Raw genomic sequence first — 14,275 nt, 5'->3', positions numbered from 1 at the left:
AGTAAATTTTATTTCTTTACTGTTCCTGAGGTTTCGAGGTTTTTGGAGTTTATGATGACTTCTTCGGAGCCAACAGCAGAAGTCGTTCGTGACGGAAAAGTTATTTTTTCCCGAATGCCGAAGGGTGAAGCTAAGAGGGGGCGAGTTTTCGAAAAAATATGGGAGGGAACTTCAGCGTTCTTTGCGATGAATGAACGGCTGATGGGGGCGAGGAAGGAGTCGCTCTTCTACTTGCTTAAACTGTTTGCATATCAACCTCGTAATCTGGATTTGTTTGGCTTTCAGGTGACCTCGAGCTATGGGTTACTTCATAAAGATCATCAGTTTGTGTTGAGGTGGTCGGGGAAACAAAGGCGATACGGTCCAATTTCACTTTTCAAAAATTCAGCTCTATACAGTATCCATCTATTTGGTATTCCAGTTTTTGACATTAAAAAGTCAATGAAAGATGATCATTCCGTGTGGCGTTATCATGTGCTAGGGTTGCGCATATGGAAGAGCCGGAAGACCTTTGGGAGAAAATAGAAAATGTCGTTGTTGAAAAGCGCCCGCCGCATCGTCGTCAAGGTCGGGAGCGCACTTGTCACGAACGACGGCCGAGGACTCGACGTCGAAGCGATCGAACGTTGGGCGACGCAGATTGCGGAGCTCCGCCAAATGGGCCGCGAAGTGCTCCTGGTGAGCTCGGGGGCCGTCGCCGAAGGGGTGCTCCGCCTCGGTTGGGCCGAGCGTCCGAAGCGCGTCTTCGAGCAGCAGGCCGCGGCGGCCGTGGGCCAGATGGGGCTCGTCGAAGCCTACGAAACGCACTTCCGCGCGCACGGGATCATGACGGCGCAGGTGCTCCTCACCCACGCGAACCTCGTCGACCGCGAGCAGTACCTGAACGCCCGCATGACGTTGGTGGAACTCCTGCGCCTCGGGATCGTCCCCGTCATCAACGAAAACGACACCGTCGTCACGAACGAAATCAAGGTGGGCGACAACGACACGCTGGGCGCTTTGGTGACGAACCTCGTCGAAGCCGACGCGCTCGTGATCCTCACGGACCAGCGCGGCCTCTATACGGCTGATCCCCGCTCGAATCCCGATGCGGTGTTCGTGGCGGAAGCGAAGGCCGGAGATCCCGCCTTGGAGCGCATGGCGGGAGGCGCCGCGAGCTCGCTCTCGAAGGGCGGCATGATCACGAAGATCCTCGCCGCGAAGCGCGCGGCGCGCTCGGGCGCGGCGACCATCATCGCGTCGGGCCGTGAGCCCGACGTCCTCGTGCGGCTTGCCAAGGGCGAGCTGATCGGCACGCACCTCGCGCCCTCGACTTCCGTCATGCACGCCCGCAAGCAATGGATCGCGGACCACCTCCGTGCGGCGGGCCGCCTGACGCTTGACGCCGGTGCCGCGAAGGCGATTCTAGAGCGCCAGACGTCGCTTCTGCCGGTCGGCGTCACCGCGGTCGAAGGCGAATTCGTGAAGGGTGAAGTCGTGAGTTGCCTCGACCCTGAGGGGAACGAAGTCGCCCGCGGGCTCGTCAACTATTCGAGCGCGGATGCGCGCCGCATCATCGGCTGCCACACCGAAGAAATCGAGGCGCGTCTGGGGATGCCCGACCGCCCCGAACTCATCCACCGCGACAACATGGTCGTGCGCTGAAGGCTAAAATAGACAGACTTTTCAAATGCGCCCCCCGGAAGGATCTTCCGGGGGGCTTTCAATCCGACACAACGAAGCGAAACACTATGCGCGCCCGTTCCTTTTTCCTTTCCACGCTCAAGGAAGCGCCGGCCGATGCCGACGTCGTGAGTCAGCAGTACATGATCCGCGCCGGCATGATCAAGAAGCTTGCCGCCGGCGTCTACACCTACATGCCGATGGGGCTGCGCACCATCCGCAAGATCGAAGCGATCATCCGCGAAGAAATGAACGCGGCGGGCGCGGTGGAACTCTTGATGCCGATCGTGCAGCCGGCGGAGCTCTGGCAGGAATCGGGCCGTTGGGAGAAGTACGGTGCGGAGCTTCTGCGCATCAAGGACCGTCACGACCGCGACTTCGTGATTCAGCCGACGTCGGAGGAAGTCATCACCGACATCGCGCGTCAGGAAATCAAGAGCTGGCGTCAGCTCCCCGTGAACTTCTATCACATCCAGACGAAGTTCCGCGACGAGCGCCGTCCCCGCTTCGGCGTGATGCGCGGCCGCGAATTCACGATGAAGGACGCGTACTCGTTCGACCGTGACGAAGAGGGCGCGTCGAAGTCCTACGACGCGATGTATGCGGCCTACCAGAAGATCTTCACGCGTCTGGGGCTCATGTTCCGCGCCGTGCGCGCCGATACGGGCGCGATCGGCGGCTCCCGCTCGCACGAATTCCAGGTGATCGCGAACGCCGGCGAAGACGTCATCGCCTACGCTCCCGAATCCGACTACGCCGCCAACATCGAATTGGCCGAAGCCTTCTCGGTGCTGGAGGGCCGCCAGGCTCCCGCCGAAACGATGGAAAAGCGCGCGACCCCGGGGAAGGAAAAGTGCGAAGCCGTCGCCGAGTACCTCGGGCTCGATCTTTTGAAGAGCGTCAAGAGCGTCGTGCTCGCCGCCGACCGCGTGAACGAGAAGGGCGAACCGATGCCCGCGAAGATCGTGCTCGTGCTCCTGCGCGCCGACCATGAACTGAACGAAGTGAAGGCGGGTCACCTCCCTGAACTGAAGGAAGGCTTCCGCTTCGCGACCGACGACGAGATCATGCAGGCCTTCGGCTCGAAGCCGGGCTACCTCGGCCCCGTCGGCGTCAAGGAAGACGTCGCCGTCTACGCCGACCGCACCGTCGCCGACATGTCGGACTTCTGCTGCGGCGCGAACGAAGAGGGCTTCCACTACACGGGCGTCAACTTCGGCCGAGACCTCCCCGAACCCGCCGTTGCGGACCTGCGCAACGTGGTCGAAGGCGACCGCTCGCCCGACGGCTGCGGGACGCTGAAGCTTCAGCGCGGCATCGAAGTGGGCCACGTCTTCTTCCTCGGCACGCGCTACTCCGAAGCGTTGGGTGCGACCTACCTCGACGAAAACGGCAAGCCCCAGATCCTTCAGATGGGCTGCTACGGGATCGGCGTGACGCGCCTGGCCGGTGCGGCGATCGAACAGAGCCACGACGAGAAGGGCATCATCTGGCCCGACAGCATCGCGCCCTTTGAAGCTGTCATCTGCCCGATGAACTACGCGAAGAGCGAAGACGTCCGGAAGGCCGCCGACGAGCTCTACGAAGAATTGAAGGCCAAGGGCGTCGACGTCATCCTCGACGACCGCGACATGCGCCCGGGCGTGATGTTTGCGGACTGGGAGCTGATCGGCGTTCCGCACCGCATCGTGATCGGCGACCGCGGCTTGAAGAACGGCGAAGTCGAATACGCCGCCCGCGGCAACCTCGCCGAGAAGATCATGGTGAAGACCGCGGAAGCGGCGGACTTCGTCGCGGGCCGCATCCGCAAGTGATCGGACTTTGAATCTGATTGAACCATAGGCCCGGGCGGTTGACGCCCGGGCCGATGGTTTTTGGAGCCGTGCTCAGGAGCGGAGCTGCGTGAGGAAGAAGGCTTTGAGCCGCTCGTGGGTGATCACGTCGTTGACGGCGGTCTCCCTCCAGGGTGCTTCCGTCAGAACCATGTCGCGGAGCTTCCAGGCGGCGAACTGGCCGTAGACCTCCCAGACCTCATTGAGGAGCTCGATCTCCACCGCGGGGAACACGCTGAGGTCGATCAGCGGCGGCGCGGGAATCCCCCGTGGGCCGTCGATGGCGTACATCCGGAAGAGCGGCGGGCAGACGGGACCCATCTGCCAGGCGACGAGGGGTTCGGGAAAGAGCGGACGATCGAGCAGGGCGAGGGCGAAGCCCTGCGCGTAGTCGGCCAGCTTCTGAAGCTTCAGGTTGGAAAGGACGTCGCCTGCGTCCTCGTCAAGGCGCGAGAAGAAGTAGTTCGCGACGTCAAAGCAGGTTGTCGGCATGGGGCCTCCTTCGGGGTGGAAAAGGAGCGCACGCGTCCCGGAAGCTCGTGCGGTGGGGTGCGTTCGGGACGTGTGCGGATTTCAGCTTATTTCCGGTCGTCCACCGGGTCGAAGGTGAGGGTGAGCTCCCTCGGCGCTTCCTGACCGGTGTCCGGACGCGGGAACGGGTTGCAGCGCCGGATGGCGCGCTCGACCGCGGCGTCGTAGGCGTCCCAGCCGGACCCCTTCTGCTTCACTGCGGAGCCGATCTGCTCGCCCGTGGGCAGAAGCTTCACGGTGTAGGTCGCCTGGAAGCGGCCGCGCGGCGTCGAGGGCGGCACCTCGATCGTGATGTGCGGACGGATGCAGGCGGCGACGCGCGCGTTGTAGCGCGCGAGCGCAGACCCCGTGAGGTTGCGGCGGAAGTTTCGCGGGTCGCCGGTCGTCGTTCCCGAGCGTTGGGCGTTGGGATCGACCTTGGCGGAGAGGCGTGCGAGCTCCTGCTGGCGCACCGTGCGCGCAATGCGTTCGCGCTCGGCCTTCTCCGCCTTTTCGCGGGCGATGCGGCGCTCTTCAGCCTTGCGCTTCTCTTCGGCGATCCGCTTTTCCTCCGCGATGCGCTTCTCTTCGGCAATGCGCTTTTCTTCCGCGATGCGGCGGGCTTCCGCCTCTTGGCGGAGGCGTTCCTCTTCGGCGCGCTTCGCTTCTTCAGCCAGGCGGGCTTCCTCGGCCTTCTTCCGCTCTTCGGCGAGACGCTCCTGCGCGAGGCGTTCCGCCTCGCGGGCCTTCTCTTCCTCGACGCGGCGGCGTTCGGCTTCAATGGCTTCCTGACGCTGGCGTTCGATCTCTTCGGCGCGGGCGCGCTCCTGCGCGAGACGCTCCTCTTCGGCGCGTCGGGCTTCCTCTTCGAGTCGAGCCGCCTCCGCCAGGCGGGCGGCTTCGGCCGCGGCGGCCTCTTCGGCCTGACGGCGTGCGGCTTCCTCCGCGGCCTGTTGCTGCGCCAATTCTTCCGGCGTCGGACCGGCGGGCTCGGGTTCGGGTTCCGGCTTCGGCTCCTCCGCGTCGGGCGGGGTCTCGGGGCTCGCTTCGGGGAGCTTTTCCGCCACCCCTTCGGGGTCCGTCCCGCCCGAGATGTCCTCGGGGGCCCAAAGCTCGGCGTAGACCGTTTCGGTGTGGGTCTGCCACTGGAAGACCGAGAAGAGCGCGGCGAAGAGTGCGGCGTGCACGCCGACGGAGAGGGCGGTCGCCGCGACGGTGTCGCGGCGGTTCCCCTCGGCGGCGGGACGCGGGCGCTTGATGCTCATCGTCGGCTCCCCTTATCGTGCGGCGGCCGAGCGCTCGATGCGAAGCGAGAGACCCACGCGGGGGACGTCCGCTTCCTGGAGCGTCTTCATGACGTTGATCACGTCTTCGTAGCGCACGTCCTTGTCGGCGGCGATGACGACGGGCAGATCCGGAGTCGAGCCCTGCGCTTCGCGCACGGCGGCGACCAACCCCGCGGCGTCCGTCGCGCGGAGATCCTTCCCGACGCGAAGCGACATGCGCCCGTCGGGGAAGACGATCACTTCGATGAGCTTTTCGGGAGCCTTCGACGCCTTGTTGACGGAAGGCAGGTTGATGAGGCTCGGATTGACGAAGGGCGCGGCCACCATCAGGATGACGACCAGCACGAGCATGACGTCGATGTAGGGGACGACGTTCATCTCGCTCATGAGCCCGCGTCGGCGGCTGTTGCGGCGCAGCATGACTCAGCTCCTCGCCTGGCGTTCGAGAATGTTGAGGAACTCCTCGCTGAAGCTCTCGAGGCGGTTGGCGAGGCGGTTGACGCGGTTGTTGAAGTAGTTGTAGGCGGCCACGGCCGGAATGGCGGCGAAGAGGCCGATCGCGGTCGCGACCAGGGCTTCGGCGATCCCAGGGGCGACGACCGCGAGCGAAACGTTGTCGAGGGTCGAAAGCCCCGTGAAGGCGTTCATGATCCCCCAAACGGTGCCGAAGAGGCCCACGTAGGGCGAGGTCGACCCGATGGAGGCGAGGAGCGGAAGGCCCTTTTCGAGCCCGTCCATCTCGCGGGTGAAGACCGCGCGCATCGCGCGGGTGACGCCGGAGGTCACGTCACCCCCGGCCTTCTGCTGCTTCGTGAATTCGGTCATGCCGGCCGCAAAGAGGCGCTCTTCGATCCCGGCGTCGGGCTTCTTCGCGGTCTCCAGGAGCTTCGTCATGTCGGAGCCGCCCCAGAAGCGCGCTTCGAAGTCTTCCGTCTGGCGCGCGGCGCGCGAGATCGCGAAGGCCTTCTGGAAGATCACCGTCCAGCTCAGAAGCGAGAGCAGGACCAGAATGGCGAGAATGGCCTGCACGACGGGGCTCGCCTGCTGAACGAGCGTGAGGATGGAGAGATCGGTGGTCGGATTCATGACTGCTCTGAGTTGCGGTGTGGGTTGACCTTGGGAATTCAGAAGGGGCTTTACGCTTTGAGCGTGCCGAGCTGCGCGCGGATCGCTTCCGGGATGGGCGTGGGAGCGAGGGTCGCCGCGTCGACGCAGGCGACGCGCACGGTCCCGGCGGTGACGACGTCGTCGCCGAGGAGAATCGTCTGCGAGAAGACGCAGGACGCGCCGCCCAGGCGCTCGACGGCGGTCTCGACCGTGAGTTCGTCCTCCAACTTCGCGGCGCGGCGGTATTTGATCGAGAGGTCCGCTACGACGAAGAGCACGCCGCCCGTCTCCGGGTTCACGCGCTGCGAGATCCCGAAGTTCCTCAGAATCTCCGAGCGGGCGCGCTCCATGAATTTGAGGTAGTTCGCGTGATAGACGATGCCGCCCGCGTCGGTGTCTTCCCAATGAACGCGGACGGGATAACGGAAGGTCGGCATGTCGTAGTGCTTCGCGTATGGAACCTGCCGGGCGCCCTTTGCGCCCGGCCGTCGGGACAGTATAGGGAAAATGCGGTCCGGGCGTTCTCCGGGACTTCGTTGGCTTAACATACGCGCTTCAAAGAAGCCCTCCGGAAACACTTCTACATAGCTTTATGACGCCCTCTGCCAATGCCTTCGCCGCGTACTTTCCCGCGGCGCTTCTCGTCGTCCTCGTCCTTCTTCTCGTGAAGCTCCCGCGTGAGACGCTTGCCAAAGTGATGCACCGACCCTTCGTCGGCGCGTCCGCCGTGATCCTCACGGCGGAGCTCGTCGTTTCCGCGATGGCGGGCTTCCCCTACGGCGACGGGACGGTGCTCTCGACGCTTCTTCAGAACGCCTGGGGGCTCGGCCGTCCTGAGGCCGGGGCGTCCGCGCCGATGGCGGCCGTCTCCTATTCAGGCGAAGCGTTGGAGCACGTGAAATTGGGCGCTTCTCCCGCGATCACGATCGCGAAGTACACCCTGATCGCGGCGATCGCCGGGGGCGTCACGGCGTTTCTCGCCTGGATCTGCACGGCGTTGGGCGTCGCCTACCGCTTCGCGACGAACTTCACGGATGGCGTCCGGATGCTTGCGGGCGGGGACGAACGTTTCCCGTGGCGGAGCGCCATGGTGGCAGGGAGCGTCCTCTGGATTCTCTGGACCTGGATCGCCGCCCTTTGGGCGCACGGGCATCCCTTGGGGACGGATGCTGCGGGGCGCGACGTCCTCTACGTGCTTTTCGAAGCCGTCGGGGGGTTGGGTGCCTGGACGGCGCTTCTGATCCTGATCCCCGCGATCAACAGTCTCTTCATGAACCGACCGTCCGCGCGTTGGGCGGGTGCGCTGCTGCCCGCCGCGGTGCTCTCCGGACTCGTGCTCTCCCCCTTCAGCCCCGCGCCCTTCACGGTGGGGCTTGGGACGATCTTTATCGAAAACAGCGGGATTCTCGCGTGGAGCGCGTCGGTTCTGGGAGTACTTCTCCTCGCCGCTTCGGGCGTTCTCGGGCAGGCGCTCCGGAGTTTGGAGGAGGGGCAGCCGACGAAGCCCGCCGGGAAGGACGGGCAGGGACCTTCGCCGCTCATCTCGTAAGCGGAAGGGTAGGCTTCCTGCGGATTTGAAAAAGCGAGAGGCGTCGGGAAGCCGACGCCTCTCGCGTTGAAGGGGTTGGTTTTGGGGTTTCGCTTTGAAGCTTGGCGTTACTCCGCCGACTCGGGCGGGGTGAGGCCGAAGTGCTTCCAGGCGTTCACCGTCGCCACGCGCCCCCGCGGCGTGCGGTGGACGTACCCCTGCTGAATGAGGAAGGGTTCGACGACGTCTTCCAACGTGTCGCGGTCTTCGCCGATCGCGGACGCCAGATTCTCAATCCCGACGGGGCCGCCCGCGAACTTTTCCAGAATCGTCGTGAGGAAGCGCCGGTCGATGAGGTCGAGCCCCACGGGGTCGACGTCGAGAAGCTTGAGCGCCTTCGAAGCCACTTCCTTCGTCACCATGCCGTCGTGCATCACTTCGGCGAAGTCGCGCACGCGGCGCAGCAGCCGGTTGGCGACGCGGGGCGTGCCGCGGCTGCGGTTCGCAATCTCGCGTGCGCCCTCCAAATCGATCGAGATGCCGAGAAGGCGCGCCGAGCGCCGGACGATCGTCACGAGGTCCTCGGCACTGTAGAACTGAAGCTGGCTCGTGATCCCGAAGCGGGCGCGAAGCGGGTTCGTAAGCGACCCTGCGCGCGTCGTGGCTCCAACCAAGGTGAAGGGCGGCAGGTCGATCTTGATCGAGCGGGCGGCGGGGCCTTCGCCGATCATGATGTCGATTTGGTAGTCCTCCAGGGCCGGGTAGAGCACTTCCTCGACGACGGGCGAGAGCCGGTGGATTTCGTCGATGAAGAGAACGTCGTTGGGTTCGAGGTTCGTGAGCATGGCGGCCAAGTCGCCGGGGCGCTCCAAAACGGGGCCGGAAGTCTGCCTGAGGTTCACGCCCATCTCGCGCGCGATGATGTGCGCGAGTGTGGTTTTTCCCAAGCCGGGAGGTCCGAAGAGGAGCACGTGGTCCAGGGCCTCTCCGCGGCGCTTCGCCGCGCGGATGAAGATGTCCAACTGCTCCCGCACCGCGGGCTGCCCCACGTATTCGGCGAGCCCCGTCGGGCGGAGCGCCCGGTCGGCGTTTTCTTCGTTGGGGTTGGCGGCGGCCCCCGCTACCAGGCGTTCATCGTTGATCATGACGATTCCCCGACCTTAGTGGGCGAGCGAGCGGAGCGCCTCGCGGATCCCCTGCGCCACTTCGACGTCGGGGGAGAGCGTCTTGACGGCGGCTGCGGCTTCGCGTTCGTTGTAACCGAGCGCCATGAGCGCCGCGAGGACGTCGGCCTTGGCGTCGGAATGCTCGGAAAAGAGCCCGCCCATGACGGGGAGCTTGCCCTTCAATTCAAGAAGGAGCCTTTCCGCCGTCTTCTTCCCGATGCCGGGTACGCGCGTCAAGAGCCCCGTCTGCCCTTGATCGACCGCGGAGGCGAGGTCGTCCACCGACATCCCCGAGAGCAGCGCGAGGCCCATCTTGGGGCCGACGCCGTTGACGCGGATCACCGTTCGGAAGACGTCGCGCTCACGCTTCGTGAGGAAGCCGTAGAGGAGCTGCGCGTCCTCGCGCACGACGTGGTGCGTGAAGAGCGCCACCTGGTTCCCCTCGGAAGGGAGATTGCAGAAGGTGGACATGGGAACGTCGAGCTCGTAGCCGACGCCGCAGGCGTCGACGACGATCTGAGGAGGTTCCTTTTCGATGAGGGTGCCGCTGATGCGTCCGATCATGTGTGGGGGCTCGTCAAAGATGAATGCTGATGCCGCTCATCCTACAGACTTCCGGACGCCTTCGCTCGGGGGCGCTACTTTTCGCCCGCGAACTTCGCCCACGCGGCGCGTGCGCCGCGGCCGGACGCACCGCGCCTTGCGGTCGCGTAGGTGCGGGTGGTGCCGCCCGAGCGCTCTAGCGCGCGAAGCCGCATCGTCTGCGCGCAGGTGATGGCGCAGCCCAACGCGTCGGCGGCGTCGGTGCGGGGCGTGTCGGTGAGGCCCAAGAGCGTCGTCACCATGCGCTGCACCATCGCCTTGTCGGCGCGGCCCGTGCCGGTGACGCACTGCTTGATTTCGCTCGGGGTGAATTCTTCGACGGGAAGGCCTGCGAGCGCGAGCGCGGCGATCGCCGCGCCGCGCGCTTCGCCCAAGCGAAGCGTGCTCTGCGGGTTGACGTTCACGAAGACGCGCTCGATCGCGGCGCAGTCGGGGCGGTATTCCCCGATGCAGGCGGTGAGGTGTTTGGAGATCGAAGAGAGACGCTCGGGGAGTTCGCCCTTCGGGACGTCGAAGACCCCGAAGGCGACCGCGCGCGTCGCGGGTCCCTCGGTTTCGATCACGGCCCAACCGAGGTGGTTGAGCCCGGGGTCGAGGCCGAGGATGCGCTTCACGGCGGACTGGGCGTCAGCCACGGGGCCCACCGAAGCCGCCCATGCCGGGGAAGCCCCCGAGCTTGCCCATGCCGGGAAGACCCATGCCGCCCAGAGCGCGCATCATCTTCGAGAGGCCGCCCCGCTGCATGCGCTTCATCATGTCCTGCGTCTGGTCGAACTGCTTCAAGAGGCGGTTCACTTCCTGGACGGGGACGCCCGCACCCATGGCGATGCGCTTCTTGCGGCTCGCCTTGATGAGGTCGGGCTTGCGGCGCTCCGCAGGGGTCATCGCGTCGATGATCCCCATCGTGCGGCGGAGTTGCTTCTGGACCTGCTCGTCGTTGACCTGACCCGCGGCCTGCTGGAACTGCGCCGGGAGCTTTTCCATGAGCGAGCTGAAGCTCCCCATGCCGCCCATCTGCGCCAACTGGGCTCGGAAGTCGGTGAGGTCGAAGGACTTCCCGCTTTTGAGCTTCTGCGCGAGCTTTTCGGCTTCGGCGACGTTGATCGATTTCTGGACGTCCTTGACGAGCCCCACGATGTCGCCCATGCCGATGATGCGGGAGGCCATCGCTTCGGGATCAAACGCATCGAACCCGTCCAGCTTCTCACCCGAACCCACGAACTTGATGGGCTTCCCGGTGACGTGGCGCACGGAAAGGGCCGCACCGCCGCGGCTGTCGCCGTCGGTCTTCGTGAGGATGACGCCGGTGAGAGGGAGGCGTTCGTGGAAGCTCTTCGCCGTGTTGACGGCGTCCTGACCCAGCATCGCGTCGATGACGAAGAGCGTCTCGGCGGGGGAGAGGAACTTGTGGAGGTCCGCGACCTCCGTCATCATCGCTTCGTCGATGGCGAGACGGCCGGCCGTGTCGACGATCAGCACGTCGAAGAAGTGGCGGCGGGCGTAGTCGACGGCGCCCGCGGCGATGTCGAGGGGCTTCTCACCCGTATGGCTCGGGTACCACTCCGCCCCGGCCTGCGCCGTGACGGTCTTCAACTGCTCAATGGCCGCGGGGCGGTAGATGTCGCAGGAAACCGTGAGGACCTTCTTCTTCTGGGTTTCAATGAGGTGCTTCGCGAGCTTCCCGGCGGTGGTGGTCTTGCCCGCACCCTGGAGACCCGCCAGAAGGATCACGGCCGGAGGCTGCACGCGCAGGTTGATCTCGCGCTCGTCGCGGGAGAGGTCCCCGCCCATGATGGCGGTGAGCTCGCGCTGCACGACCCCGACCAGGGCTTGGCCCGGGTTGAGGTTCCCGATCACCTCCTCGCCCATCGCCTTCTCTTTGATGCGGGCGAGCACTTCGCGCACGACCGGGAGCGCCACGTCCGCTTCAAGAAGCGCGAGGCGGATTTCGCGGAGCATGTCGCGGGTGTTCTCTTCGGTGAGGCGCGCCTGACCGCGCATGACCTTGACGATTTTGGAGAGGCGCTGGCTGAGTGAGTCGAGCATGGTGGTGTCCTGTTCGTCCGGGTCAAGGCGTGCCGGATCCCGGAGAGGGATTCGAACGGCGACGGTGCGTCTTTGTGCTGCGCGGGAAGGCCTGCGCCGGACGGAAAAATTCAACCCTCCCGCCCTTTCGTTCAGTCAATGCTAAGGGCGGAGGCGATAGAATGAAGTTCGGGTTCTCCTTCGGGGGCCCCGGACCACATTCCAAAAAAGAAGAGGGGCGCCCCGGGAGGGACGCCGCGGAACACGACATTTTAATGGCTCGGCGCGCACTTTGCGCCCGGCGTCCTGAGGTTGGACGCCCACGCCGGGCCGCACGTCTGAACGAACGGGAAGATCATGACATCGTTGACGATTTGCTCCGGCATCGCCGCGCTGCTTTATTTGGCGGCGGGCATGGCCATCGTGGGCGCCATGAAGCAGAAGGCGGGGAAGGCGTCGAGCCTCATCCGCTGGCCGGTGCTCCTCGGGCTCATCCTTCACGGCTACGCCGTCGAAGGGGAGATGTTCCGCCCCGACGCCGTGCACTTCGGCTTCGCCTTCGCCCTCTCGGTCACGTTCTTCTTCGCGGTGATCGCGCTCTTCATCGAAACGATCATCCACCGTCTGCACGGGCAGTTCGGCATCATCCTCATCGCCGCTGCCTTCGGGACGATTCTTCCCGTCATCTTCCCGGGGAACCCGATTCCGGCGCAGGAGTGGACGGTGCTCTTCCGCTGGCACCTGCTCCTCGCCTTGGCCGCATACAGCTTCATGACGATCGCGCTCGTGCAGGCCGTGCTGATGGGCCTGCAGAACCGTCAGCTCAAAGCCGCCGCCACGACCTCCGAGAACAACTTCCTCGATTCGCTCCCCGGCCTCGTCGTGATGGAGCGCATCTTCTTCCGCATCGTCGCGGTCGGGTTCGTGTGCCTCACGCTCGTTCTTCTCACCGGCTCCTTCGCCACGCATGAGATGAAGGGCACGTGGCTCCTGATGGACCACAAGACGCTTCTCACCTGGATCGCCTGGGTGATCTTCGGCCTGCTTCTGGGCGGCCGCCGCTTCGCGGGCTGGCGCGCGAAGACCGCGCTCAACTGGTTCTGGGCGGGCTTTGCGGTGCTCGTCATCGCCTACGTCGGCTACAGCTTCATCCGTGAGATCTTCTGATGGGCCGCATTCTCTTCTTCGTGCTTCTCGCGCTCGGGATCGCCGTCGCTTGGTCGCTCTCCCGACGCCGCAACAAGCTCGACAACCGCGAGCGCCTGGAGCTTGAGCTCCTGAGGCGCGAGCGCCGTCGGGACGAAGAGCGCCGCGCCGCCGCGGGCGAACAGATGGTGCGCTGCGCGCACTGCGGCGTCTACGTCCCCGCCGGGGACGCGCTCCGCCGGGGCGAGCACGTCTACTGCTCGCCGAAGTGCCGTGACGCCGGCCCCCGCGAACGCTGATTGGCTCGAAGGCGCAAAGCGCCTTCCGAGCCCTCACGCCGACCGCCGCCCGGAGGGCGCGACGGTCGATCTTCTCGTCATCCACCACATCTCTCTCCCCGCCGGAGTCTTCGAAGGCGATGCCGTCGAGCGCCTCTTTCTGGGGACGCTTTCCCCGGAACCTCCGTTTGAGAGCCTCAGGGGGCTTCGCGTCTCCGCGCACCTCTTCGTGCGCAGGGACGGTGAAGTGATCCAGTTCGTACCCTTCTCCATGCGGGCCTGGCACGCCGGCCTCTCGAACTTCCGCGGGAGGAACGCCTGCAACGACTTTTCCGTCGGGATCGAAATGGAGGGGGACGGGAAGACGCCCTTCTCGGAGGCGCAGTATGAGGCGCTCTCGCGGATCCTTCCGGAGCTCGTCCGAAAGCATCCCATCCGCTGGGTCACGGGGCACGAGGTGATCGCACCCGGCCGCAAGACCGATCCGGGCCCGACCTTCGACTGGGGGCGGGTCGGGGCGATGCTCCCCGCAGGGGTGGAGCTCGCCATTGCGCCCGCGGACTGCGACGTCGGGATGCTTGAAGCCCGCACTGCGGATCTCGCCCGCAAAACCCGCTGAAACATCTGCGGGAGCCCGCTTGCGCTATCCTTGGGGATCCCTACCAACCCAACCATCACCCAACCGCAGGCACCATGCTCTTCTCCATCCTTCAGTTCGTGATCGGCACCGTCGCGTCGCTCTTCGGCGTGCTCTTTCTGCTTCGCGCCTGGGTGTGGCGCTGGGCCTTTTCGCCCCGGCACCCGTTGGTGGATCTGGCGAGGCGCGCGACCGACTGGCTCGTGGTGCCGCTCTCGCGCGTGGTGCCGGCGAAGGGCAATTGGGATTGGCCGTCGCTTCTTGGGGCCCTGATCCTGGCGTTCGCGACCGTGCTGGTGAACCGCCTCACGGCGTTTTATCCGATCAGCCCCTTGGGGATGGTGCTCGCGCCGATCTTCACGCTCGTGCGTTGGGGGTTGGAGATGGTCTCCTGGGGGACGCTGATTTGGTGCGTCTTGAGCTGGGTGAACCGACAGAGCCCGATGGGCTACGCGTTGGAGACGCTCTTGGAGCCCTTCCTGCGTCCCTGCCGCA

At 65.2% G+C, this 14,275-nt stretch carries 17 protein-coding genes; 8 read left to right on the top strand and 9 right to left on the bottom strand.

Features of this window, described 5'->3' with window-relative positions:
- From HMPREF9440_RS11620 to HMPREF9440_RS01880, 3 genes are all read left to right on the top strand, one after another.
- The coding region (locus HMPREF9440_RS11620) for a hypothetical protein (protein WP_216586054.1) at window positions 1-525 on the top strand (525 nt) is incomplete at its 5' end.
- A gap of 3 nt (window positions 526-528) precedes the next feature.
- Window positions 529-1,644, top strand: a complete 1,116-nt coding sequence (gene proB, locus HMPREF9440_RS01885; protein ID WP_008540941.1) for a glutamate 5-kinase — start codon at window positions 529-531, stop codon at window positions 1,642-1,644.
- 86 nt (window positions 1,645-1,730) lie between these two features.
- Window positions 1,731-3,476 carry a proline--tRNA ligase gene (locus HMPREF9440_RS01880; RefSeq protein WP_008540940.1) on the top strand — a complete coding sequence of 582 codons (1,746 nt, stop codon included), beginning with the start codon at window positions 1,731-1,733 and terminating at the stop codon, window positions 3,474-3,476.
- A gap of 72 nt (window positions 3,477-3,548) precedes the next feature.
- Here the strand turns inward: HMPREF9440_RS01880 and HMPREF9440_RS01875 are convergent, their stop codons facing one another.
- The 5 genes from HMPREF9440_RS01875 to ybgC all read right to left on the bottom strand — a co-directional run bounded on the left by HMPREF9440_RS01875 (window position 3,549) and on the right by ybgC (window position 6,834).
- On the bottom strand, window positions 3,549-3,986 hold the full coding sequence (locus tag HMPREF9440_RS01875) for a Panacea domain-containing protein (protein ID WP_008540939.1): 438 nt from the start codon (window positions 3,984-3,986) through the stop codon (window positions 3,549-3,551).
- Between the two features lie 86 nt (window positions 3,987-4,072).
- Window positions 4,073-5,269, bottom strand: coding sequence for a cell envelope integrity protein TolA (tolA, locus tag HMPREF9440_RS01870; RefSeq protein WP_008540938.1), 1,197 nt, complete (start codon window positions 5,267-5,269; stop codon window positions 4,073-4,075).
- A 12-nt stretch (window positions 5,270-5,281) separates the two neighbouring features.
- On the bottom strand, window positions 5,282-5,710 hold the full coding sequence (locus HMPREF9440_RS01865; protein ID WP_008540937.1) for an ExbD/TolR family protein: 429 nt from the start codon (window positions 5,708-5,710) through the stop codon (window positions 5,282-5,284).
- 3 nt (window positions 5,711-5,713) lie between these two features.
- Complete coding sequence (gene tolQ / locus HMPREF9440_RS01860; protein ID WP_008540936.1) at window positions 5,714-6,376, bottom strand: protein TolQ; 663 nt, start codon at window positions 6,374-6,376, stop codon at window positions 5,714-5,716.
- 50 nt (window positions 6,377-6,426) lie between these two features.
- Window positions 6,427-6,834 (bottom strand): tol-pal system-associated acyl-CoA thioesterase, encoded by a 408-nt coding sequence (gene ybgC, locus HMPREF9440_RS01855; RefSeq protein ID WP_008540935.1) that lies wholly within the window; start codon window positions 6,832-6,834, stop codon window positions 6,427-6,429.
- Window positions 6,835-6,989: 155 nt separating this feature from the next.
- Here ybgC and HMPREF9440_RS01850 point away from each other — a divergent pair, with 155 nt between their 5' ends.
- Window positions 6,990-7,946, top strand: a complete 957-nt coding sequence (locus HMPREF9440_RS01850) for a hypothetical protein (protein ID WP_008540934.1) — start codon at window positions 6,990-6,992, stop codon at window positions 7,944-7,946.
- A gap of 107 nt (window positions 7,947-8,053) precedes the next feature.
- Here the strand turns inward: HMPREF9440_RS01850 and ruvB are convergent, their stop codons facing one another.
- From ruvB to ffh, 4 genes are all read right to left on the bottom strand, one after another.
- Complete coding sequence (ruvB, locus tag HMPREF9440_RS01845; RefSeq protein WP_008540933.1) at window positions 8,054-9,070, bottom strand: Holliday junction branch migration DNA helicase RuvB; 1,017 nt, start codon at window positions 9,068-9,070, stop codon at window positions 8,054-8,056.
- 15 nt (window positions 9,071-9,085) lie between these two features.
- Window positions 9,086-9,655 carry a Holliday junction branch migration protein RuvA gene (gene ruvA / locus HMPREF9440_RS01840; protein ID WP_008540931.1) on the bottom strand — a complete coding sequence of 190 codons (570 nt, stop codon included), beginning with the start codon at window positions 9,653-9,655 and terminating at the stop codon, window positions 9,086-9,088.
- 74 nt (window positions 9,656-9,729) lie between these two features.
- Window positions 9,730-10,338: a crossover junction endodeoxyribonuclease RuvC gene (gene ruvC, locus HMPREF9440_RS01835; protein WP_008540929.1), complete on the bottom strand. Its 609-nt coding sequence runs from the start codon at window positions 10,336-10,338 to the stop codon at window positions 9,730-9,732.
- The gene (ffh, locus tag HMPREF9440_RS01830) at window positions 10,322-11,740 is read right to left on the bottom strand and encodes a signal recognition particle protein (protein ID WP_008540927.1); all 1,419 of its coding nucleotides are present in this window, start codon (window positions 11,738-11,740) and stop codon (window positions 10,322-10,324) included. Before ffh ends, ruvC begins: the two co-directional genes overlap by 17 nt.
- Window positions 11,741-12,076: 336 nt before the next feature.
- Between ffh and HMPREF9440_RS01825 the strand changes: the two genes are divergently transcribed.
- From HMPREF9440_RS01825 to HMPREF9440_RS01810, 4 genes are all read left to right on the top strand, one after another.
- A complete protein-coding gene (locus HMPREF9440_RS01825) occupies window positions 12,077-12,886 on the top strand; it encodes a cytochrome C assembly family protein (RefSeq protein WP_008540925.1) in 810 nt (269 codons plus the stop codon).
- Window positions 12,886-13,164, top strand: coding sequence for a PP0621 family protein (locus HMPREF9440_RS01820; protein WP_008540924.1), 279 nt, complete (start codon window positions 12,886-12,888; stop codon window positions 13,162-13,164). The genes HMPREF9440_RS01825 and HMPREF9440_RS01820 overlap by 1 nt, the downstream gene beginning before the upstream one ends.
- Complete coding sequence (ampD, locus tag HMPREF9440_RS01815) at window positions 13,139-13,762, top strand: 1,6-anhydro-N-acetylmuramyl-L-alanine amidase AmpD (RefSeq protein ID WP_008540923.1); 624 nt, start codon at window positions 13,139-13,141, stop codon at window positions 13,760-13,762. Before HMPREF9440_RS01820 ends, ampD begins: the two co-directional genes overlap by 26 nt.
- 74 nt (window positions 13,763-13,836) lie before the next feature.
- Window positions 13,837-14,275 (top strand): YggT family protein (locus tag HMPREF9440_RS01810; RefSeq protein WP_008540922.1); only part of this gene is annotated, 439 nt, incomplete at its 3' end.

Origin of the sequence: Sutterella parvirubra YIT 11816 (assembly GCF_000250875.1) — a bacterium.
GTDB classification, from domain to species: domain Bacteria; phylum Pseudomonadota; class Gammaproteobacteria; order Burkholderiales; family Burkholderiaceae_F; genus Sutterella; species Sutterella parvirubra.
This window is presented reverse-complemented; position numbering and strand designations above follow the sequence as displayed.

Bases quoted from the DNA above. Each gene is read 5' to 3' on its own strand.
- tolA (WP_008540938.1), bottom strand. From the start codon at position 5,269: ATGAGCATCAAGCGCCCGCGTCCCGCCGCCGAGGGGAACCGCCGCGAC.
- tolQ (WP_008540936.1), bottom strand. From the start codon at position 6,376: ATGAATCCGACCACCGATCTCTCCATCCTCACGCTCGTTCAGCAGGCG.
- ruvB (WP_008540933.1), bottom strand. From the start codon at position 9,070: ATGATCAACGATGAACGCCTGGTAGCGGGGGCCGCCGCCAACCCCAAC.
- proB (WP_008540941.1), top strand. From the start codon at position 529: ATGTCGTTGTTGAAAAGCGCCCGCCGCATCGTCGTCAAGGTCGGGAGC.
- HMPREF9440_RS01820 (WP_008540924.1), top strand. From the start codon at position 12,886: ATGGGCCGCATTCTCTTCTTCGTGCTTCTCGCGCTCGGGATCGCCGTC.
- ruvA (WP_008540931.1), bottom strand. From the start codon at position 9,655: ATGATCGGACGCATCAGCGGCACCCTCATCGAAAAGGAACCTCCTCAG.
- HMPREF9440_RS01880 (WP_008540940.1), top strand. From the start codon at position 1,731: ATGCGCGCCCGTTCCTTTTTCCTTTCCACGCTCAAGGAAGCGCCGGCC.
- ffh (WP_008540927.1), bottom strand. From the start codon at position 11,740: ATGCTCGACTCACTCAGCCAGCGCCTCTCCAAAATCGTCAAGGTCATG.
- HMPREF9440_RS01865 (WP_008540937.1), bottom strand. From the start codon at position 5,710: ATGCTGCGCCGCAACAGCCGCCGACGCGGGCTCATGAGCGAGATGAAC.
- HMPREF9440_RS01850 (WP_008540934.1), top strand. From the start codon at position 6,990: ATGACGCCCTCTGCCAATGCCTTCGCCGCGTACTTTCCCGCGGCGCTT.
- ybgC (WP_008540935.1), bottom strand. From the start codon at position 6,834: ATGCCGACCTTCCGTTATCCCGTCCGCGTTCATTGGGAAGACACCGAC.
- HMPREF9440_RS01825 (WP_008540925.1), top strand. From the start codon at position 12,077: ATGACATCGTTGACGATTTGCTCCGGCATCGCCGCGCTGCTTTATTTG.
- HMPREF9440_RS01875 (WP_008540939.1), bottom strand. From the start codon at position 3,986: ATGCCGACAACCTGCTTTGACGTCGCGAACTACTTCTTCTCGCGCCTT.